This is a genomic window from Vibrio maerlii (assembly GCF_003415655.1).
In the GTDB taxonomy this organism is placed as follows: Bacteria; Pseudomonadota; Gammaproteobacteria; order Enterobacterales; family Vibrionaceae; genus Vibrio; species Vibrio maerlii.
In genome coordinates this window covers 146051-169076 of sequence record NZ_QRHC01000009.1, presented here as the reverse complement: position 1 = coordinate 169076, position 23026 = coordinate 146051, and the positions used below count along the sequence as shown (strand labels likewise).

General features: G+C 43.7%; 14 protein-coding genes and 2 pseudogenes. 7 read left to right on the top strand and 9 right to left on the bottom strand.

Features of this window, described 5'->3' with window-relative positions; all coding sequences use genetic code 11:
* Nucleotides 1-109: 109 nt before the first annotated feature.
* The 4 genes from DPF91_RS16240 to DPF91_RS16225 form a co-directional block, all read right to left on the bottom strand.
* On the bottom strand, nucleotides 110-1105 hold the full coding sequence (locus DPF91_RS16240; RefSeq protein WP_117235493.1) for a dihydroxyacetone kinase subunit DhaK: 996 nt from the start codon (nucleotides 1103-1105) through the stop codon (nucleotides 110-112).
* Nucleotides 1106-1160: 55 nt separating this feature from the next.
* Nucleotides 1161-1478 carry a hypothetical protein gene (locus DPF91_RS16235; RefSeq protein WP_117235492.1) on the bottom strand — a complete coding sequence of 106 codons (318 nt, stop codon included), beginning with the start codon at nucleotides 1476-1478 and terminating at the stop codon, nucleotides 1161-1163.
* A gap of 308 nt (nucleotides 1479-1786) precedes the next feature.
* A complete protein-coding gene (locus DPF91_RS16230) occupies nucleotides 1787-2155 on the bottom strand; it encodes a helix-turn-helix domain-containing protein (protein WP_117235491.1) in 369 nt (122 codons plus the stop codon).
* Between the two features lie 193 nt (nucleotides 2156-2348).
* Nucleotides 2349-3407 (bottom strand): 3-deoxy-7-phosphoheptulonate synthase, encoded by a 1059-nt coding sequence (locus DPF91_RS16225; RefSeq protein ID WP_117235490.1) that lies wholly within the window; start codon nucleotides 3405-3407, stop codon nucleotides 2349-2351.
* A gap of 276 nt (nucleotides 3408-3683) precedes the next feature.
* Between DPF91_RS16225 and DPF91_RS16220 the strand changes: the two genes are divergently transcribed.
* Nucleotides 3684-4154 (top strand): PaaI family thioesterase, encoded by a 471-nt coding sequence (locus tag DPF91_RS16220; protein ID WP_117235489.1) that lies wholly within the window; start codon nucleotides 3684-3686, stop codon nucleotides 4152-4154.
* Here DPF91_RS16220 and DPF91_RS16215 read toward each other — a convergent pair.
* Nucleotides 4151-5518 carry a hypothetical protein gene (locus DPF91_RS16215; RefSeq protein WP_117235488.1) on the bottom strand — a complete coding sequence of 456 codons (1368 nt, stop codon included), beginning with the start codon at nucleotides 5516-5518 and terminating at the stop codon, nucleotides 4151-4153. The two genes, DPF91_RS16220 and DPF91_RS16215, sit on opposite strands and share 4 nt — an antisense overlap.
* Before the next feature lie 111 nt (nucleotides 5519-5629).
* Between DPF91_RS16215 and DPF91_RS16210 the strand changes: the two genes are divergently transcribed.
* Complete coding sequence (locus DPF91_RS16210) at nucleotides 5630-6466, top strand: CvfB family protein (protein ID WP_117235536.1); 837 nt, start codon at nucleotides 5630-5632, stop codon at nucleotides 6464-6466.
* 256 nt (nucleotides 6467-6722) lie between these two features.
* Here DPF91_RS16210 and rsmF read toward each other — a convergent pair whose 3' ends face one another.
* From rsmF to DPF91_RS16190, 4 genes and pseudogenes are all read right to left on the bottom strand, one after another.
* A complete protein-coding gene (rsmF, locus tag DPF91_RS16205) occupies nucleotides 6723-8150 on the bottom strand; it encodes a 16S rRNA (cytosine(1407)-C(5))-methyltransferase RsmF (RefSeq protein ID WP_117235487.1) in 1428 nt (475 codons plus the stop codon).
* Between the two features lie 120 nt (nucleotides 8151-8270).
* Nucleotides 8271-10895 carry a PqiB family protein gene (locus DPF91_RS16200; protein ID WP_117235486.1) on the bottom strand — a complete coding sequence of 875 codons (2625 nt, stop codon included), beginning with the start codon at nucleotides 10893-10895 and terminating at the stop codon, nucleotides 8271-8273.
* A 17-nt stretch (nucleotides 10896-10912) separates the two neighbouring features.
* On the bottom strand, nucleotides 10913-12229 hold the full coding sequence (locus DPF91_RS16195) for a paraquat-inducible protein A (protein WP_117235485.1): 1317 nt from the start codon (nucleotides 12227-12229) through the stop codon (nucleotides 10913-10915).
* Nucleotides 12230-12254: 25 nt separating this feature from the next.
* Nucleotides 12255-13136 (bottom strand): annotated as a pseudogene (locus tag DPF91_RS16190) (ABC transporter ATP-binding protein); the annotation flags it as partial.
* Between DPF91_RS16190 and DPF91_RS16185 the strand changes: the two are divergent.
* From DPF91_RS16185 to DPF91_RS16165, 5 genes and pseudogenes are all read left to right on the top strand, one after another.
* Nucleotides 13128-14060, top strand: a pseudogene (locus DPF91_RS16185) (carboxy terminal-processing peptidase); the annotation flags it as partial. The pseudogenes DPF91_RS16190 and DPF91_RS16185 overlap by 9 nt on opposite strands.
* Before the next feature lie 135 nt (nucleotides 14061-14195).
* Nucleotides 14196-14867 carry a hypothetical protein gene (locus tag DPF91_RS16180; RefSeq protein ID WP_117235484.1) on the top strand — a complete coding sequence of 224 codons (672 nt, stop codon included), beginning with the start codon at nucleotides 14196-14198 and terminating at the stop codon, nucleotides 14865-14867.
* A gap of 151 nt (nucleotides 14868-15018) precedes the next feature.
* On the top strand, nucleotides 15019-17625 hold the full coding sequence (gene pepN / locus DPF91_RS16175; protein ID WP_117235483.1) for an aminopeptidase N: 2607 nt from the start codon (nucleotides 15019-15021) through the stop codon (nucleotides 17623-17625).
* A 98-nt stretch (nucleotides 17626-17723) separates the two neighbouring features.
* The gene (locus tag DPF91_RS16170; RefSeq protein ID WP_117235482.1) at nucleotides 17724-17942 is read left to right on the top strand and encodes a DUF2835 domain-containing protein; all 219 of its coding nucleotides are present in this window, start codon (nucleotides 17724-17726) and stop codon (nucleotides 17940-17942) included.
* Between the two features lie 200 nt (nucleotides 17943-18142).
* Nucleotides 18143-22984, top strand: a complete 4842-nt coding sequence (locus tag DPF91_RS16165) for an NAD-glutamate dehydrogenase (RefSeq protein WP_117235481.1) — start codon at nucleotides 18143-18145, stop codon at nucleotides 22982-22984.
* Nucleotides 22985-23026: the final 42 nt, after the last annotated feature.

Sequence of the window (23026 nt, the reverse complement as noted above, 5' to 3'; positions counted from 1 at the left end):
TAAGCATGTCAAAGCCTGCACGTACTTTCGATAAGTACATGAATGAGGATGGTCTGAGATAATCGGTTAAGTGCTACGCTAAAGAGCAGCACTTAACCGTTGAATGACGCTATTGTTGAGTCCAGTAAGGGGTATTACATGGTTTATCCCAGTATTGAAGCGTTTCTTGATCGAACTTACCAATACACATCTGGAATCCAGCCATCTCTTGAACCGTGAGGACTTCTTCAACTTTAGAACGTGCCACTTTAGCTTGCTTGTCCTGTAAATTGTGGTGACATGCGCGGGCAACGATGAACATTTCCATTAGCGTAGTTGCCCCAGAGCCGTTGATCATAAGCATGAGCTCATCACCCATTTTCACATCAACCGCTTTGCATAATTGCTCAAGCATGATATTTGCTGTGTCGTCCGCAGACTGAATCTTCATGCGACCACCACCGCCTTCGCCGTGTTGGCCCATACCGATTTCCATTTCATCTCCAGCTAGGTCGCCGATCTCCATACCCGATTGAGGATGAGTGGCATTACTCATTGCTACCGCTAGTGTTGCTAAGGTTTGATTAAACTTCTCACCAACGCGGTAGACTTCTTCTAGTGGTAAACCCGCTTCTGCTGCTGCACCTGCAATTTTGTAAACAGGTACACAACCTGCAAGACCACGTTTGTCTTTTATATCAGTGTTTAGACCGGCACTGATGTCCTCGTGAGTCAGCAACATTTTTACTTTAATGCCTTCTCGTTCAGCCATTTCCATTGCCATGTTGGCCGCCATTACATCACCTTCATGATTTAGCACAACAAGTAATACTCCTGCAGGGCAGTCCGCCATTTTTAAAGCTTCAAGCACTTTAGGCGCACCAGGGGCGGCAAAAATATCGCCCACAACAGAGTAATCCAGCATGCCTTCACCAACGTAGCCACTTAGCGCAGGTTCATGTCCAGCACCGCCAAGCGTCACAATCGCAACTTTGTTCGGGTCTTTAGGTATTGCTCGTGCTACGATTTTTTCTGAAACCACTTTGATCTTTTGTGGAAAGGTCATTGCATAACCTTGGAGAAGTTCAGTGGTGATGTTTTCCGCGTTATTGATAAATTTCTTCATGATATAACTCTCTATATATTGTTATTTTTCAGATATTTAATGAGCAGAATGGCAGCTAGTCTATGTATTCCATTAGCTCGACAGGGGCTTCATCTTCCAGTACAAAAGCAACCTTTAACGAATCATTTGGGTAGAAAGGTTCTAATAGGACCGTTTTTCCTTTCATTGCTTCATCAAGGTTGTCGACCTCATAAGCAACATGTGCCGTGTTCTTAAGCTCTTCCGGCATTGGACTGTCCTCTAAGAAACGCAACCATTCGATATGATTTTCGCTTTCCTTAAAGTCGGTGACATAAAGCCCGATTGCTTCGTTAAAAGTTTCACCTGGATGTTGATTGGGGGTAGGGATCCCGACGTGACTGAACTTCTTCATTTTGTGCTCCTTGCATTCAATGATGATCGTTTACGTCTCTATATTAGATAAGATTTTCAGTTGGAAAGTGATATGAGTCACAAAGTGAATTAGACCTAAAAGTGTATATATTTCAATTATTTATATAAAAATCATCACTAGTTGTGTGGCAAGTGCAACAAATACAGAATGTTGTCTTTTGCTAGCAAGTGCAACAGCTTTGTCTTTGTCACAGCCACTTTTCATTTAAAGAGTGAGCAAGTGCAACAAGCTATGCCTTTGAGAATCATGATGGAACTGAGCAAGTGCAACACGTGAGTCGGCTCACACTATTGGTCAAAAACCACGTCTTTCGACACTAATTCGAAGATTTTATCGACTTGTTCGACCATTAGTTCTGGATGATGGTGAAATATAAAGCGTTTGCAACCTTGAGGGTCTAGCCCTAACGTTCTTAGCTCTGCAATCAGATCTTTATACTCGATCTCATAGGCTTGCTGGTGGTGCTTTTTACGATAAGAGGCAAGGCGTTGAGCTAATTGAGGCTCATAACCGTAGGGGCCCGCATTTCTATTGAGTTCGCGAGATACCGTTGAGCGATGAATAGCTAATTCATTAGCAATTTGAGTTTGAGACTTACCGCTTTTTTTAAGCGCCCAGATTTTGACTCGTTGTTCAGGGGATAGCTGCTTATACATAACGCCTCCTGATCACCTCGATATTATTAGAGGTTCATATTAAAACAATCATCAAATAATGAACGTTAATTTAATCCCAATATCAGGAAATAGCATCACCAGGCTAGGTTAGATTTTGCGGAAAATAGAATTAAAAAAGCCTCAATATCAAATCGTGATATTGAGGCTTTTATCATCGGTTTGTCAGCGCAATTTACTTAGCTGAACGAACCTTAATAGCGTCCGCAAGCATATCTAGCATTTGAGCAGTGTGCTCCCAGCTTAGACATGGATCGGTAATCGATTGACCGTATTTCAGGTTATCTAGGTCATCCATTGGCTGGTTACCTTCTTCGATGAAGCTTTCTGCCATGATACCGGCTACATAGTGACTACCAGATTTAATCTGATCACAAATGTCTTGAGCAACGTCTAGTTGTTTACGGTGTTGCTTTTGGCAGTTTGCGTGGCTGAAATCAACCACTAGGCGTTGTGGAAGATCAAACTCAGCAAGTTGATCGCACGCGGCTTTTACTGACTCAGCATCAAAGTTCGGGCCCTTATCACCACCACGCAGAATCACGTGACCGTATGGGTTGCCGCTAGTGCGGTATACCGTCATGCGACCATTTTTATCTGGAGAGTAGAAGTAGTGAGAAGCTTTTGCCGCACGGATTGCGTCAATAGCAATCTTGATGTTGCCGTTGGTACCGTTCTTGAAACCAACAGGGCAAGAGAGCGCAGATGCCATTTCACGGTGAATCTGTGATTCTGTCGTACGAGCACCGATTGCGCCCCAAGTGATAAGGTCAGCGATGTATTGACCTGTGATCATATCTAGGAATTCAGTCGCTGTTGCTAGACCAAGCTTATTGATATCTAGTAGAAGCTTACGCGCTTTGTTCAGACCCGCTTCAAGTGCGTATGAACCGTCTAAGTTAGGGTCAGTAATCAGACCTTTCCAACCTACAACAGTACGTGGCTTTTCAAAGTAGGTGCGCATAACGATGAATAGTTCATCTTTGTATTGCTCTTGAATAGCAGCAAGGCGAGTTGCGTAATCGATAGCCGCTTCCGTGTCATGAACAGAACATGGACCAACGATCACCAATAGGCGTTGGTCTTCACCTGTCAGAATGTTTTCAATTTGACGGCGAGAGTTGGCAATCCTTTCTGCAACGTCTTCTGTAATGGGATGAGATTGTCCCAACTCAGCAGGTGTTGGCATTGGACCCAATGCTTGAGTTCTTAGTTCGTCTGTTTTTAATGGCATGATGTCGCCTGTTATTTCGTTGCGAAGCGGTAAAGATAGCGGAAATGACTAGAGGAATAAACCGTTACCTGCGTTTCAACCACATTTGTTTTCAATATTCTTTCGCTTTTGTTCGTTTTAAGGAGAGTCTTGAGAAATTGTAGAAACTAACGTCACCCTGTCACTCTCCGTTGGCATCTGATAAGAAGGGATTGTTTCTAATCGCGTTTTTTGTTGAAGACTTTGACAAACTAAAGACGATAATCTTAACTGGTCAGACATGTTATGGAGGATTAAATGGATTTATTTAAAGCAAATATCTACTTGTCATTATTTGGCTTTTTTAAGGTGCCCTTGATTTGGTTGTGTCGCCCTAGACTCGTTACGCTCAATGATGAAATGGTGGAAGTTAAAATCCCTCTTCGAAGGCGCACTAAGAACCACCTCAACAGTATGTACTTTGGTACGCTAGCGGTAGGGGCGGATGTAGCGGGTGGCTTCTTGGCAATGGACAAAGCCAAGCAGAGAGGGGAAAAAATTTCACTGGCTTTTAAAGGCGTGTCTGCCGAGTTTTTGAGAAGGCCAGAAGCGGATGTCATCTTTACGTGTCTGGACGGACCGTTAATCGACAATATGTTGGATGAAACGATCGCAACGGGAGAGCGAATTAATAAAGACGTCACCATTGTCGCTACCTGTCCATCGACCGATGGTGACACGCCAATGGCAACTTTCTCTTTAACACTTTCCGTGAAAGTTAAACGTTAGGCATCCTCAATCTGTTCAATATCCATCTGCTCGATGTCGACGATTTTTGAACGGTTAAGAACTATTTTCCAGCGGTAGTATATTGGACTGCCGTCTTGGTTATCTTCTTTGATAATTAGGTTGAGAAGGTGACGCTTCTCAACAGACTCTCTACTAACTTGCCCTTCTTTGAGGGTGTATACCTTGTTTGAACCTTTGTCCATTAGTCGTGTTAATGATCGTAAACTTATCTGCAGAGATTCACGCGTTTCGTCATAACCACTCATAAACAGTGATGTTGTCATACTGGTGTGTGCTTTGTAGTGCAACACCGCTTCTTCACGTTGCACGACACGCTTCTTACGAATCGACTTAATACGGTCAGGGAGTTTTGAGAGGCTGGTGTAATCGAGCCATTCGAGCTTATTACCCACTGCTTTCTTGGTGGTCGGGTCAATATAACGCTTACGCCATTTTGGTTTGCCCTTACGAATCCAACGCCAAAGGATGTCACGTAGATCATCCTTAAATACCTCACGTAATGCATAAATGAATGACATCGCAATGATGAAAGATGCGGTGATCTCCCCAAGGTAGTCACGTGCCCAGATAACACTGGTAGTGACAAAGACCATAACTAAACCGGTCGCAATACCTTTGACAGCACGCTGAATGTTACTACCCATCGACAAGGTTTTTTCTTTCAGAACGATAGGATGCTCGATCAAACGGCGTAATAAGCGCATCTTATTACTCATGCGAGTCACATCTTCGCGAACCTTACGCGAGTTATAGCGATGTAATTTTCGGTGAGCGCGTTCCTTTTCACACAAGGTGATAAGGCGTTCTTTGATGGTGGAGTATTCTTTGCCACGTGGTAGATGAGCCACCAGCGATAAGAATTTTTGTTCGGTATACCAAGATAGGTAGTTATCGATATTGACGTAATAGCGTTTGAGGCTTTCATCAAACGGTATAGTTCGTCTCAATCGCTTTAGGATGTCTAGAGCAAGCTCGATAACCTCATCGACCTCGTCAGAGGTAATGTCTTCAGCTTTTTCTTTATTTAGTGTACTTACCGCCTTATCGAGCGCGATAACGTATTGATAGGCAAACAAACTCAAACTAACACGATACTGAGTAGATGAGAGACGCCCACGTTGAGCTAGTCGGCTGTGCACCAAGGGTAGTAGGGTTTTATCACTAAAATATGAACGTTTTTGTGTGATGGAGTTGTAGTAAAAGTCCGTTTCAGAAACCGTGTCCGAGGTGAGGTTGAGTTCTCCTGGAATAAAAAGGTAAACGTCTAGGTCTAACTTTTTCGATTTTTTCATGGCATGGGTGATTTTCAGGGTAATAGCGTCTTGCTTATCAACGGTGATCACTCATGTCTCCTTGATGTTTTGCTGATTATTTTCATTATCTTGCGACTTTCACGCGAAAGGATAACAGAGATCACGTATAATCTCCGTAAATTTATATTAGAGAAATGAATGATGATTAAACTTGGTCAATTTAACCAGTTACCGATTGTAAAGAAGGCAGACTTTGGCCTTTTCTTAGATGCGGATGATTACGGCACGGTATTGCTGCCTTCTCGCTACGTACCGGAAAACAGTGAAATTGGACAATCTCTTAACGTCTTTTTGTACCTAGATTCAGATAACCAACTGGCGGCGACGACCACTAAGCCAATCGCATCTGTCGGTGAGTGGGGTTTGATGACCGTAGAGGGTGTGAACAGTACTGGTGTGTTTGTAAATTGGGGTATTAAAGAGAAAGACTTGCTTATTCCTTTTAGTGAGCAGCGTGCTCGTTTCAACGAAGGTCAAACGATCCTTGTGTACGTATACACAGATAAAGCGTCTGGTCGTATTGTTGGTACTACTAAGTTCAATAAATGGTTGGATAAAACTCCAGCAAACTATAAGCGCAATCAGTCGGTAGAGCTCATCATCGCAGAGCGCAGTGACTTAGGCTACAAAGCAATCATTAATGGCGAGCACTGGGGGATGATCTTCCCATCAGATGTATTCGGTAAACTGTTTGTCGGTAAGCGCCTAACAGGCTATATCAAAGAAATTCGAGAAGATGGCAAGATCAACCTGTCTCTTCAGAAGATTGGTGTAGCGAAAATGGATGACCTTAGCCAAAAGATACTTGATTTGTTAGAGAAGAAAGGTGGTTTTCTACCACTGAACGATAAGTCTTCACCAGAAGCTATTTTCTCGGCTTTCCGTACGAGTAAGGGAACGTTCAAGAAAACCATTGGTGGCTTATACAAAGCTGGCAAAATTACTATCGAGAAAGAAGGCATTCGCCTAAACGGCTAGTTTCTTAAATTGATAGAGTGTCCTCGACAAAAAGAGCCCAGAACCGTTCCTGTTCTGGGCCTAGGGGAAATGGCTCCGAAGAGCCCGCGCTAACTGGTTTCAGCAAGCTGAATAAGGTTGTCTAAACTACATTTAATACTAGCTTAAGATCGCAATTTCGCCAGTTTCAAACAATAAGAGCACCAACTAAGTGGTGCTCTTTTTATAACTGCATGTAATTTCAATAATAACTTTCAGTAAGGTCAACGCGTAAATCCTAGAACAAGTTCTTATCTCTCACTAGTTCTCGTGGTAGGCCATTTTTAATGCGATTGCCGACCCATTTACCAAGACCGATAGCAGATTGGTTATAGGTGACTATAATTTCACCTTTACCGCTTTGACCCTCTGGGCGCACATCTCTACCCATAAACCATTCTCGAGCATCTTCGATAGAGAGCTCTACACGCGCTGCGTCGTGCAGCGATGGTTCAAATAGTGACATCGCGACCTGATGTTGCCAGCGGTAGCCTTTTTTATGCATCTCTGCAATTTTGATCCCCATGCGCGAAAAGCGTAATTCGCCGATCATAGGCTCGAGCGCGTTAGGGAAAAGCCATACGTCGTTGTCACGAATCCAAATAGAACTACTTTGTGGTAGTGTGATATTCAAAGTATCTGAGAGGTGTTTCTCGACGTCTAGAGTCTGCTTTTTCGATGCTTTTACAAATGGGAACTTACCCAGTTTTTTCTTAACCTCAGGCGGAGCAACGCTTGCTGTCTTGCGAAGTCGAGCAACAAAGAAACCTTCACAATCGTAAGACTGTGGGAAAATATGCAAGAAACCATCTGGCGTTAATGACTTATCTGCGCCTTCGAATAAGTTTGCGAGTGACTCAAACTCAACCGCGTCTCCGAATATGTCTTTCAGGTGGTGACAAACTTGCTGGTTTTCTTCTTCGCTCAAAGTACAGGTTGAGTAAACCAGAGTACCGCCAGGCTTCAGTGCATGGAATGCACTCTCAATGAGTTCTTTTTGTGTTTGTGCTATCTCCAAGACCGAAGCTTTGCTCCAGTTCTTCATTGCGTCCGCATCCTTACGCACTGTGCCTTCGCCAGAGCAAGGTGCGTCCAGAAGAACCGCATCGAATTGCTCTGGTAGCCAAGGACCAAATACACGACCGTCAAAATTGCTCAGTGCGGCATTGCGAATGCCACAGCGCTCAATATTAGCGTGAAGTACTTTAACACGGCTCGCAGCGTACTCGTTGGCAACAAGAATACCTTGATTGTTCATCAGAGCCGCAATTTGTGTGGTCTTGGAACCTGGTGCCGCTGCGGTATCAAGTACAGCTTCATAATCAGAGTTATCTTCAAACAATGCAGAAACTGGCATCATCGAACTCGCCTCTTGGATGTAGAACAGACCAGACATATGCTCGGCAGTGTTTCCAAGAGGTACTTCAGATTCGTCTGCAATAATCCAGAACCCTTCAGCACACCAAGGCACTTGTTCTAACTCCCAGCCTTTTCCTTTCGCGATCTCACAGAATACCTCAACTGATACTTTAAGCGTATTGACGCGGATACTTTTGCGCAAAGGGCGCTGACAGGAAGCAATAAAGTCATCCATTAAAAGGTGACTTGGCAGTATCTTTTCAATCTCGCTAAGGAATTCTTCTGGGAGGTATACGTTACTGTGCAAAGGGATTACTCGGATTAGGAATTTGCTGGGAAGTGTAAAGCAAAAACAAGAGGGTAAAAAGAGAAAGAGCAGCGAAAATGCTGCTCTTTGTTGAGTTATTTGATTTTTCGTCAACAGACTCTAGGGTTTTGGAATTGCGGTGCGCCACTGACTCCAACTAGGGTCGGCTTCTTTGTGCAGAATAAAGGTCGTTCCCGCCGTAGCAATGTCTTGTAAGGTAGCATCTTCGGGTGTCGCAAAAGTTATACCTCCCTTAAGTATGCTATCGACAGTACCTGCTTTAATGTTTGCTCCGGTAAGGCCTATAGAGACATCAACCCCAGACACGTTCCAGAAAACGGTATTACTTCTAACTAAGTAGGCGTAATCGGGATGAACTCGAATACGAGTAATGACGCGATCAGCGAGTTTGCCCAGTTCCACTGACTCTACTTTACCGACTTCGATTTCTCGATAGAGTATCGGGGTACCGACACCAACGGATCCTTTCGAGACACTTTGCAAGACAAACTCTGTACCATTGCGCTCTGTCGGTTGGCTCGCGAGATTGAACTTATATGAAGGTGTAGTGCCTTTTGGCTCTACGCGAATGTACTGGCTTAGAATAGAATCGAGGTTTTTAAATCCTGATAAGCCAAGCTCTGGTTCAACCAACCAAAATACCGATTTATCCAGCAAAATATTGTTTACGTACTCTGGAAGAATACGGACGGTTAGCATGGCACGTTGGTTACGAAAATCTGGCACCACTACACTGACTTCACCTACTTTAACACCTTGGTAGCGAATCTCAGTGCCTGGTTTGATCGCATTGTTAGACATTGTGATGATGGTGGCTTCTTTGCCGTATTTACGAGCGGTTTGGTAGTTCTCGTAAAGCTTCCACTTATTGCCTAACATGTTTTCAACGCCCGGTAGGTTGTCAAAGGCGATACCACCTTGGATTAAGGTTTTTATTGGCGCGGCTTTCACCGACACGCCGGCTAGAGAGGCATCAACTTCCACACCAGAGCGATTCCAGAAAACCGTTTGGTTGGTCAGAAGGTAAGCGTACTTTTGATTGATTTTCGCTTTTATGATGACGCCACCATCAACCAAAGAAAAGTCCTCAATGCTACCCACTTCTAAATTTCGATAGAGTAGTGGACTACCAATAGAGATAGAAGGAAGCTCTGTAGAATAGATCTGAACACGTTTAAACCCAGCGCGGTTGGTTTTTGCAAGTTCAGCTAGGGACTTATTCGCAAACAAGGTGTATTCATCTTGTAACTTTTCAGAGCCCTCACTCATAAAGCTAATTGACCCGGACAGTAGTTGTTTCGCTGGAGGAACAGTGACACTCAGCCCCGACTCTGTAAGTGATGCAGTTGCACTGCCGGTGACGTAAAATCGTGTGTTAGATTTAACTAGATGCAGGTATTGGTTTTCTATAAGAACTTGGAGAATGACCTGTTCACCTTCTAGTTCAACTTCCGTAATGCTACCGACGTTAATGCCCCGATAGAGTACCGGTGTCTCAGGAACCATGCCAAAGGCGTTGTCAGAAACAAGTCTAATCACTGTTGCATGACCACCTTGTTGGCTATATTGATCTTTACGAATCGCGGTGAACTCACGTGCTGCTTCGCCTCCACCGGGCACCAAGGTTAAGAAGTTGCCGGTGAGGAGGTTAGATATGTTTTCAACACCCGCAAGAGAGACTTTCGCTTCTTCCAATACAAACTCGCTGCCCTGAGTAAGCATGTCGCTGAATACCGGCTGAATGGCTGCAGAGGCAATTATCTGCTCTCTATCTTCACTTAAAACAATATTTGTCACCTGACCGATTTCTAGGCCACGGAACATAATTGGGGCACCATTGTCACTGACTTTGTGGCCGTCTGGAAGCTCAATACGTACCGAAATACCACGACCAGCAGTCTTGAGATCGGGGTAAAGCTTGAATGTCTTTCCTTCTTCTAGCTGGATACCGTCTTCCGGTGAATCGACAGCAATAGCACCTCCAAGCACAGCAGATAAGCTCTCTAAGCGTATATCAACGCCTTCAAAACCAACATGCGCGCCAATACCGCTGACATTCCAAAAACGACTTTTATTATTGATGATGTGACGATATTCATCTTGAATCGAAGCTTTGATGATAACGGAATCTGAAGAGTCTGAGAGCTTATAGTTGTACACTTCTCCAATTGGAATCTTTTTATAAAAAATGGTTGAACCAATTGAGATTGAGCCTAGGTCTTTAGACACTAGTTCAATGTTCAAACCTTCTTTTGGTGTTAGATCAGCAGGGCTAGCATCCAACGCGTAGTATTTTAATTTCGGTTTTGCAGATTCAAAATCATCGTCAGGTAAAATTGCAATGTAGTTACCTGATACAAGCGCATCTAACCCCGAAATACCAGATAGGCTCGCTGTCGGTTTTACCAACCAAAAGCGGGTGTGTTCACCGAGTAGTTTAGCTGCTTCAGGGTAGATGTCCGCGCTTACGTAGATGTTAGACAGGTCTTCGGAGAGATTGATATCACGCACCATACCAACTTCCAAGCCTTGGTAGCGAATGGTCGTACGACCAGCAATCAGACCAGCCGCATCTGAAAAGTATATCTGAATCCGTTGTCCAGATTCATTCATTGTTTTTACAACCAGCCAACCAGCTAAAACGATGGTCAGTAACGGTAATATCCATAAAGGTGATATACCGATATCGCGCTTAACCTTGGGTGAGTGTGCCTGTTTATCCATGAAACGTTAACTCTTATCTAATCAGATGATGAATGCGATTGAACTGCTTGGGCAGAGTGCCTAGATTGCGCGGACGCTGCTGTGTTTGCCTTTTCTGGTTCTTTGTCATTAAGGTTGTCCCAAATGAGCCTGGGATCAAAACTGTCTGCTGCAAGCATAGTGAGTACAACTACAATGCCGAAGAAGACGGCACCATAACCCGGTGTAAAATCGAGTATTTGACCGCGGTCGAGCAGGGTCATCATTATCGAGATTACAAACAAATCCATTACAGACCATTTTCCTACCCACTTAACGACGTAGTAAATAATCATGCGTTGTTTGTGGTACACGCGTCGCTTAAATTGAATGGCTAGTAGTAAGTACATGAGTCCGAGAATCTTTGCTACGGGAACCACGATACTAGCAACGAAGATAATAATGGCGATACCCAGCATATCGCTGACCACCAAAGAAGCGACTCCAGAAAAAATCGTATCTTCCAACCTTTGACCATTGGTAATAAGCACTGAAATTGGGATAACGTTCGCGGGAATGATACACACGGATGAGGCGATCAAGTATGCCCACGTTTTCTGAATTGAATTTTTCTTACGGCGAGATAGCTTGGCCTCACAGCGCACACATTTTTCACCCTCAGGCTGTGACAAATGGCAATGACCACAGTGTACTTCGTAACTTTTAAACTTCGTGGTTTTTGCAGGCTGCCACAGATCCCAATAGCGACGCGCGCTGAAGCGAGCAATGAGAATAAGTGAGAAAATTTGTAGTGCGACAATACCAATTAGCCCGACGTTCATATAGATGTCGGCATAGTCTTGAAGCTTGAAGCAAGAAACCCCCAAACTCACCAAAAACACGTCTAGCATCATCCAGTGCTTTAAATACTGAATAGACTGAACGGTAAATCGGAATGTTTTGAGCCAACGAAATCGTTGACTGAGGTGGATTAAAATCACGCCTAAGCTGACAAGTAAAGGAGCAATAGAGCTACAAAATAAAATCAGTAGCCCCAACCAAACAAAACCTTCGCTTATTAGGGTAAAAGTACCAGAAGGTAGAGTGGCGGGTATCATCACACCAAACAAGCGAATAGTAATAAAAGGGAAAAAGTGAGACGGAACAAAAAGCAGTAGGCAAGTAATCGCCAATGCTAAATTGCCGCCAAGAGAGGGCGTTCCACCTTTATAGAGCTGTAGGTTACAGCGAGGGCAAAACGCGCTTTGACCCTTGGGAAGTTTATGGGGTTCGATGGCAAGGTCGCAACCCTGACAAAGACGCACCGCTTTGGGTGCGCTTTGCGGTATAGACAGGGCAGACTGACTTGAACACATAAGTTATGTCACCCTGTCACTTAAATTAGGCTGTCGATTGAATATTTCCATATAAAGTTTGGTATAAACCATCTTGTTCTACGAGTTCTACATGGGTGCCGCTTTGCGATACCTGACCATCTTCCAGTACATATATAAGGTCTGCTTGTTTTACCGCTGATAGTCTATGAGCGACGATAAGTGTGGTTCTGCCGTTCAAGAACTTATTCAGTGCTAAGTGGAGTGCAGCCTCGGTTGATGTATCCAGTGCCGATGTCGCTTCATCTAATATGACAAACTTAGGATCGCTTAACACCATACGAGCTATAGCCAGACGCTGGCGTTGACCCCCTGAAAGTCGAATGCCGTTACGGCCCACCTGAGTCTCTAATCCCTCGGTAAGCTGCTTGATGACATCTTGCAACTGTGCAACTTCGAGCGCATTCCATAATTGCTCATCGTTGTAATCTGTACCAAGTGTCAGATTATGCCTCAATGTGTCATTAAAGAGTATAGGTTGCTGTAATACAACAGCTATTTCATTGCGGATTATTTCAAAACCTATCTCTTCAGTGTCATAACCATTAAATTTTATCGTGCCCGAGTTGGGGCGATAAACACCAATCAACAATTGGATTAAGGTTGATTTACCACCACCGCTGGCTCCCACTAATGCGACCTTTTTACCAGCAGGTATGTGAACATTAAGTCGATTGAGCACTTGTACTTCCTCGTTGTAGGAAAAATCTACGTTCTCAATATTGATGTCGACTTCATGCTCTTGGCTGAATGGATTCACATTGCTTTGTGGTCGTTGTTCTTCCTCTAATGCTAGTAGGTCATTGATACGATTAAGGGCAGCTTTGGCGCTGTACCATGAGAATTGAATGCTAAGCAGTTCTTGAACTGGGGTTAACATAAACCACATGGTGTTCTTGAAGTACCGAGCTTCTACGTCGGCCTTTCAAAAGACACCGACAAACTGATCACAGAACTGAAAGCTGATGGTGTTGAAGGCATTATTGTCGATCTACGTAATAACGGTGGTGGTGCACTGACGGAAGCTACCTCGTTATCTGGATTGTTTATCGAGAGCGGACCAGTCGTTCAAGTTCGTGATAGTTACGGTCGAGTGAATGTCAACGCAGACACCGACGGTAAGATCAGCTACGAAGGCCCAGTGACAGTATTGATCAATCGATACAGTGCATCCGCATCTGAGATCTTTGCAGCAGCCTTGCAAGATTACGGCCGTGCTATTGTGTTGGGCGAGAACTCATTCGGTAAAGGTACTGTGCAACAACACCGTTCACTGAACCATATCTATGATTTATTCGATAAAGAGCTTGGCTATGTTCAGTACACCATTCAAAAATTCTATCGAATCGATGGTGGTAGTACTCAGCATAAAGGTGTTGTTCCAGATATTGCTTATCCAACGGCAGTGAACCCTGAAGAAACAGGTGAAAGTGTGGAAGATAACGCATTACCTTGGGATAGTATCGACAAAGCGAAGTACGAAGTGCTTGGTGATCCTTCGGATCTAGTGCAATTGCTGACCAAGCAACACCTAGAGCGTATTGCTAAAGACCAAGAGTTTGGTTTCATTCAAGAAGATATCGAAGAGTACAATGCCAACAAAGACAAGAATACTTTGTCCTTGAACGAGAAAATTCGTAAGAAAGAAGCTGATGAGGCTGATTCGAAGCGACTTGCTCGTGTGAACCAACGTCAAAAAACGTTAGGTGAAAAAGCATTTGAGACGCTAGACGACATTCCGAAAGATTATGAAGCTCCAGATGCTTATCTCGATGAATCGGTAGCAATTATGGTCGATATACTAAACAAATAGTATGTTCTACAACCTTAAACCAAAAAGTGAGCGTAATGCTCACTTTTTTTATGCGAAATAATTACGTGATTTAGATCAAATTTTTCGCATCTTCGTACAAGTGTGCCTACGCTTAAAGAAACAGAGGGGGCCGCTATGAGAAGAATTATACTAATAATTGGATTACTGTTTTCTTGCGTTGCTGTTGCGCAAGCTACTGCACAGCAAGAAAAGAACGAAGCTGATTTAACCCAGTTCGATAATCCATTTTTACTTGGGGATTGGTACCTGCTTAATCCAAACCCAGAGAGCTCAGAAGAAAACTTTAGAGCGATCAAACTAACGCTGAGTAGTAATTACGAATTTCAAATTGATATTCAAAAGCGAGATTACTCGATAGAGCACTGGGTTGGTTTTTATGCGGCAAGCGATGACCAAATTATACTCGGTCTCCATTCAAACTCACCTCAAGTCTACGAATACGACGGTAACCATAATCGATTAAGACTTAATGGTGTCGTGTTTACTAAGTCATTGCCCAACGCAATTGCTGGCATTTGGTCCAGTAAGCTCTTGAGTGGTTCAAACCTACTTGCGAGTAGCGTCAGCAAGCTCGACTTGATTCTCCAACCTGATTTTGTCTTCTTGTTCCGAGCTTCATCCGATAAAGGTTCTGAATCGGTTCATCGCGGTGTCTACTACCTTGAAGGAGATCAATTGGTGCTTCTGTATGAGGATGGAGAGCAAGACACACGTTATACTTTAGACCAAGATAAGTTAACGCTTAAAGGCGAAGATATGTACGCGGAACTTGCGAGAGTTCGTTGACCCTAATTCGCGTGTGGCGATAAATCTAGCAGTTAAACGAGGCATAGTCATATATGCCTCGTTTTTTTTGTAAATCACTTGTTTTATTTTGTTTGTAGACGTAAAACACTTCTATTAGTAATAAATGGCATTTGCCCGATAAGGATTCATAATGGCAACTCAACCTCTCGCGAAATACCGCAAAGATTACCAATCTCCAACTCATCTAATCTCGGACATCGACCTGACTTTTGATCTACATGATAACGCAACGATCGTAACTGCTGTGTCAAAAGTTAATCAGGCAGGTGACAGCGATGAGCTTTGGTTAGATGGAGAAGGGCTAAAGTTGGTATCAGTGTCTGTTAATGACACAGCTTGGTCTGAATACGCTGAAGAAGAAGGTGGTCTTAGACTTCAATCACTGCCTGAAAGCTTTGAACTGGTTATCGTTACAGAGATTGACCCAGAAGGAAATACCGCATTAGAAGGTCTGTATAAGTCAGGTGGAGCGTTCTGCACACAGTGTGAGGCTGAAGGTTTCCGCCGCATCACTTACTACATGGACCGTCCTGATGTTTTAGCCAAGTTTACGACGACCGTTATTGCAGATGAAAAAGTGTATCCGTTTCTACTAAGTAATGGTAATCGCATTGAAGAAGGCAAGGCTGATGATGGCCGTCACTGGGTGAAGTGGCAAGATCCGCATCCGAAACCGGCCTATCTATTTGCTCTTGTCGCAGGTGATTTCGATGTCCTTCGCGACAGCTATAAAACACAATCGGGTCGTGATGTTGCTCTGGAAATATTTGTAGATAAAGGCAATCTTGACCGTGCCCCTCATGCAATGACGTCACTCATCAACTCAATGAAGTGGGATGAAGAGCGTTTCGGTTTGGAGTATGACCTAGATATTTACATGATAGTCGCGGTTGATTTCTTCAACATGGGAGCCATGGAGAACAAAGGTCTCAACATCTTTAACTCTAAGTTTGTTCTAGCGAATGACCAAACAGCGACGGATACGGATTACCTGGGTATTGAAGCAGTAATTGGTCACGAGTATTTCCATAACTGGACTGGTAACAGAGTGACCTGTCGAGATTGGTTTCAATTGAGCTTGAAAGAAGGTTTAACGGTTTTCCGTGATCAAGAGTTCTCTTCTGATCTTGGTTCTCGAGCGGTTAATCGTATCAACAACGTTCGCATCATTCGTGGCCCTCAGTTTGCAGAAGATGCTAGCCCAATGTCTCATCCGATTCGCCCTGATAAAGTTATCGAGATGAATAACTTCTACACTCTGACTGTTTACGAAAAAGGCAGCGAAGTGATTCGTATGATGCATACATTGCTTGGTGAAGAAGGCTTCCAAGCAGGCATGAAACTTTACTTTGAACGTCATGATGGAACGGCGGCAACGTGTGAAAACTTCGTCTCAGCTATGGAAGACGCTTCTGGCGTTGACCTGACTCAGTTCCGCCTTTGGTACAGCCAATCAGGCACGCCTGAATTGACAGTGACAAGTGAATACCATGAAGCAACGAAACAATTCAGCTTAACGATTAAACAAGTGACACCTGCGACACAAGAGCAAAGCGAGAAACAACCGCTACACATTCCTTTTGATATTGAACTTTATGATTCAAAAGGAGGGGTTGTCGGTCTGACATCAAATGGTGAGCCTGTTGCAAATGTACTTAATGTTACTGACGCTGAGCAGACTTTTGTGTTTGATGATGTTGCTGAGAAACCAGTACCTTCACTGTTAAGAGAATTTTCAGCGCCCGTTAAACTGCATTACGATTACAGTGATGAAGAGCTGGTATTCTTGATGACGCATGCGCGCAACGACTTTGCGCGTTGGGATGCAGGTCAAATGCTTCTTGCTAAATACATTCGTGACAATGTCACTAAAGTCCAAAGTGGTGAGAATGTTTCGCTTAGTGAGCAAGTGATTGACGCATTCCGTGGTGCTTTGCTTGACTCTTCTTTAGAGCCAGCATTCATTGCGGAGATGCTCTCGCTTCCAAGCCACAACGAAGTGTCTGGTTGGTACGACATTGTTGATGTAGACGCTGTAGCTAAAGTACTTGGTGGTATTAAGTCAATCTTGGCATCAGAGCTAGAAGATGAATTGAGTGCAACCTACCATTCATTAAAACAAGTTGAATACAAAATTGATCATGATTCGATAGGTCGCCGCGCTCTGCGCAATACGTGTCTGGGATTCCTAGCGAAAACTGAGCAGGGCAATGAACTGGTCAAAGCTCAGTACCAACATGCAAACAACATGACTGATACTATTGCTGCAATGTCGGCAGCTAACCAATCTCAGCTAGCATGTCGTGAAGATCTAATGGCAGATTACAGTGATAAGTGGAAACATGATGGTTTGGTCATGGATAAGTGGTTTAACCTTCAAGGCTCTAACCCGGCTGATAATGCACTTGAAGTGATCAAAGAGAGTATGAATCACCCAGCATTTAGCCTTAAAAATCCAAACCGAACTCGTAATCTGATTGGCTCATTCCTCAACCAGAACCCTGTTAACTTTCATAATCGCTCGGGAGAGGGATATAAGTTTGCTGGCGAGATCCTCCAGACGCTGAATGACTCAAACCCACAAGTGGCATCTCGTCTGATTGATCCTTTATTGAAGTTGGCCAAGTACGACGATCAAAGAAAGTCGTTGATCAAAGCAGAGCTTGAAGCACTTCAAGGCTTGGATAACTTGGCAAAAGATCTATTTGAAAAGGTGTCAAAAGCTCTCGAAGCATAGTCGTTATAACAAGATAACTCGCAGCGCCTAAATATGGCGCTGCTCTTTTATTAGATTCATTCGATGACAACTTTTTTCACCGTTAAACATGAAATGCCATGAACCATTATCACTTTTCTCTAAACATAAGTTATCAAGCATATATTGCTCACTATTCGGGAGCAGCGAGTAACGTGCTAGTGACGACCGATCAAGGTCTCCGGTTGCAATTGCCTGCTTCAAGATTTCGACCTTTTTTAACACAAATGGGTGTAAAGGGGCGCTTTCGCCTAATAACTGACCAAAATAATAAGTTTATTAGGTTAGAAGCTCTATAAGTTTCACCAAATCTAGTGACTTAACCCAGTTATAACGAATGAAATAGGTACCTTAGTCACACTCTTAAACATTTCACCTCCAACCTTTCATATTATTGTTAACCATGTGGCAATAAAGCTTTTACAATAGATACATAGCCAAAGAGCTTCCGCCAAAGTGCGGGTCCCCCACAATAATTAGAAATTCTTGGAGTGTGCGTATGACCGTACGTGAACCTGTTGTCCCGGTTCTTCTTGAAAAAGTGTATCAACTGATTCAAGACAAACTCGACTCTGCTCAACAACCGCTAGTGACTCAACTCGCTCAACATCTTTTTAGCAATATCTCACAAGATGATTTGGTTCATCGAAACGAATCTGACCTTTATGGTGCTGTCATTAGCTTGTGGCAACACATTTCTGAAAAGCAAGCGGGCGAAGTTTCAGCGCGTGTTTTCAATCCGACGGTAAGCCGACAAGGTTGGCAATCAACGCATTCAATAGTTGAGATTGTCGTGCCTGATAGTCCCTTCCTTGTTGATTCGGTCAAGATGTCTCTTAACCGCTTAGGTTTAGCGTCTCACTTAATGATTCATGGCCCAACCCAGATACAACGTGATAAAAAAAATAACGTTGTTGGTGTAAACAATGGCGAGGGTGACTTCATTTCACTTTTCCATATTGAGGTTGACCGCCTAGCGAATAAAGAAGACATGCAAGAGCTTAAGGCTGAACTACTCGACATTATGAATGATGTTGGCATGGTAGTAGAAGGCTGGCAGCCAATGGCAAACAAGCTTCAACAAGTCATCGCTGATGTTGAAAAGAACAAGAAACATATTGCTGTTGAAGGTGACCGTTTCGATGAGAGCGTTGAGTTTTTAAAGTGGCTCGGTGAACACAATTTTACCTTCATGGGCTACAAGGAATTTGACCTAGAATCCAATAGCGGTGAGACAACACTAAAACCAACGAGTGAATCAGGTCTGGGTTTATTCGCGGACGACTCTCGTGTGCGTTCAGTCAAACTGTCTGACTTCTCTGATTCAGCGCGTCTTGAAGCGAAAAAACCGTTTTTGTTGATATTAACCAAGGGGAACAAAGCCTCACGGATCCACCGTCCTGCTTACATCGATTACATCGGTATTAAAAAGTTTGATAAGAATGGAAAAGTCGTTGGCGAGCATCGCTTCACTGGTTTGTACACTTCGGCGGTATATAACCAAAGCGTTTCAAGTATCCCTCTGATTCGTAACAAAGTGAATCGTATCTTGGAAGCGAGTGGTTATCGTCAAGGTTCGTACTCATACAAAGCGCTTCATAATATCTTAGAAAATTACCCTCGAGATGAATTACTTCAAGCTCGTGAAGAAGAGCTCCTAGAAGTCGGGCTTGGTGTTGTGCAGATGCAGGACCGAGATTTGCTTCGCCTATTTGTTCGAAGAGACCCATTCGGCCGTTTCTTTAGTTGCATGGTTTACGTCACTAAGGATCGTTATAACACAGAACTTCGTCGCCAAACTCAGCGCTTACTTATGCAGTACTTTGGTTGTAAACAGGAAGTCGAGTTCACGACTTTCTTCTCAGAAAGCCCGCTTGCAAGAACACACTATATTGTCCGTGTTGATAACAATAATATGGACGTCGATGTAAAAACAATTGAGCAGAACTTAATGGAAGCATCTTCATCTTGGGACGATCGTTTATCTGATGTGATCATTGCAAACTTCGGTGAGAGTAAAGGTTTACCTTTATCGAAAGAGTACATGAGTGCATTCCCACGTTCTTATAAAGAAGACACGATGCCAAGTTCTGCAGTTGCAGATATCGAAAGATTACAAAAGTTAGATGATGACAATAAACTCGGCATGTTGTTTTATCGTCCGCAAGAAGAACAAGCCGACTCAAAAGCTGTTCGACTTAAACTCTATCATGCGAATGAACCGATTCATTTATCCGATGTTATGCCAATGCTTGAAAACCTCGGGCTACGAGTGATTGGTGAGTCACCTTATGAAGTGCGTAAGGTGAACGGGCAGACAAACTGGATCCTTGATTTTTCAATGCTGCACAAGAGTGAGCAAACGGTAGATCTTCGCGAAGCTCGTGATCGATTCCAACAGGCGTTTGCAGCAATTTGGAATGGCGACCTAGAGAGCGATGGATTCAACCGATTGGTATTGGGTGCAGGGCTAACTGGACGAGAAATTTCAATTCTACGTGCTTACGCAAGATACATGCGCCAGGTCGGCTTCCCATTTAGTCAACAATACATCGAAGAAACACTTAACCATTATCCGGAGATCGCAAAGAATCTTGTTGATCTGTTTGTTAAGCGATTCGATCCTAAATACAAAGGCGGCAAGAAGGGTCAAGAAGAGTTGACACAAGCGATCATTGATAAGTTGGATAATGTTGAAAGCTTGGATGATGATCGTATTATTCGCCGATACGTTGAGATGATCTCTGCAACGCTTCGTACCAACTATTTCCAACTTGATGCCAACAAGCAAAATAAACCTTGGTTAGCACTGAAGCTGCGTCCAAGTGACATCCCAGAGATTCCTGCACCTGTACCAGCGTTTGAAATCTTTGTATATGCACCGGATATTGAAGGTGTCCATCTACGTGGTGGTAAAGTTGCTCGTGGTGGTTTGCGCTGGTCAGATCGACAAGAAGATTTCCGCACTGAAATCCTCGGTCTAGTGAAAGCGCAGCAAGTTAAAAACACCGTGATTGTACCCGTTGGTGCAAAAGGTGGTTTCGTTTGTAAGAAGCAGCACCTAATGACCACTCGTGATGAGATCTTTGCTGAAGGTCAGCGTTGTTACAAGCGTTTTATCCGTGCACTACTGGACGTATCAGATAACATAATCGAAGGAGATGTGGTTCCACCTAAGAGCGTGGTTCGACACGATGAAGATGACCCATACTTGGTTGTTGCTGCGGATAAGGGTACGGCGACCTTCTCAGATTTAGCGAATTCAGTATCTGAAGAATACAATTTCTGGCTAGGTGATGCCTTTGCATCGGGTGGTTCTAATGGTTATGACCACAAAGCAATGGGAATCACAGCGAAAGGTGGCTGGGAATCAGTAAAACGTCATTTCCGTGAGATGGGTATCAACTGTCAAACCACCGATTTCACCGCTATCGGTGTGGGTGATATGGCGGGTGATGTATTCGGTAACGGTATGTTGCTGTCTAAGCATATCCGCCTGCAAGCCGCATTTAACCACTTACATATCTTCATCGATCCAAATCCTGATTCTTCGACGAGTTGGGTTGAGCGTGATCGTTTATTCAAGCTGCCACGCTCGAGCTGGGAAGATTATGATTCGAAACTAATTTCAAAAGGCGGTGGCATTTTCTCTCGCCGCGCTAAGTCGATCTCTTTGACTCCAGAGATCCAAAAAATGATCGGCACGAAGAAAGCATCAATGGCACCTAATGAGTTGATCAAAGCGCTTCTACAAATGCAAGTGGATCTTCTTTGGAATGGCGGTATCGGTACTTACGTTAAATCGTCCCAAGAAACCCACGCTGAAGTAGGCGACCGAGCTAACGACGTACTGCGAATCGATGGTAAAGATCTAAACGCCAAGGTCGTTGGTGAGGGCGGTAACCTAGGTATGACTCAACTGGGTCGTATCGAATACGCTCTGAAAGGTGGTCGTGTTAATACGGACTTTGTTGACAACGTGGGTGGGGTTGACTGCTCGGATAATGAAGTCAATATCAAGATCTTCCTAAACACTTTGGTGGCAAATGGTGATCTCACCATCAAGCAGCGCAACCAAATTCTAGAGTCTATGGAAGATGAAGTGGGTGACATTGTGCTTGATGATGCTTACTGTCAATCGGAATCTATCTCGGTTACTGAGCAACAGGGTACTGCTGTCGTTAAAGAGCAAGTGCGCTTTATTCATACCATGGAAAAAGCAGGGCACTTGGATCGCGCATTAGAATATATTCCAGATGACGAAACCTTGTTCGAGCGCGAAAAACAAGGCTTTGCTCTCACTCGCCCTGAGCTGTCTGTTCTGGTTGCTTACGGAAAAATGGTACTCAAAGAAGAGTTGGTACAGCCTGAAATTGCGAATGACCCATATCATGCTCAACAACTATTCAATTACTTCCCAACCGAGTTACGCCGTAACTATAGCCAGTACTTCGATAACCATCCACTACGTGCAGAAATCATCTCTACTGCACTAGCAAATCAGATGGTGAATGAAATGGGCTGCAACTTTGTTACACGTTTACAAGAAGAGACGGGTGCTAGTGTGGTAGATATCGCCAATGCCTATGCGGCTTCACGTGAGATCTTCCGTTTAGCAGATATTTTCGACTCAATCCGCAAGCTCGATAATATTGCATCAACTCAAGCGCAATATGACATGCTGACCTTTGTACGTCGTGCATTGCGTCGTTTATCTCGTTGGTTGCTTCGTAATCGCAGTAGCAAGATGAGCGTACAGGAGCTGGTGGATCTTTACCAATCTGATGTAGACATCATCATTCAAGGTTTGGATTCAATGCTGGTGGCAGAAGAAGTCTCCGAGCATGACGATCAAGCAATGGCTTGGATTGAGCAGGGCATTGACAAAGATGTTGCGCACTACGTGTCACGTTTATCTAGTCTATATTCAGCACTGGATATATCTACAGTGGCGCGTGAGAAAGGGAAAACTGTCGAACAAGCCGCTACTTTGTACTTCAATCTTGGTGATCGTCTATCACTTCACTGGTTCCTATCGCAGATTAACAACCAGAGTGTTGATAACAATTGGCAAGCTTTGGCTCGAGCTGCGTTTAGAGAAGATCTCGATTGGCAACAACGTCAGCTGACCGGTCAGGTTCTTAGCTGTGGATGTTCGGGTGAATCCTTGGACGTAATGAGGGCACTTGAAGAGTGGATTGAGAATAATCAAACCTCACTTCACCGTTGGGAAAGTATTCTTAATGAGTTCAAAGTTGGTAATGTGCATGAATTTGCAAAATTTTCAGTAGCTTTGCGAGAATTGATGCTTTTAAATTTGAATTGTTCTGCAAATGAGTAAATAATACAGCCCCGTTTATACGGGGCTTTTTTCTATCGGAGG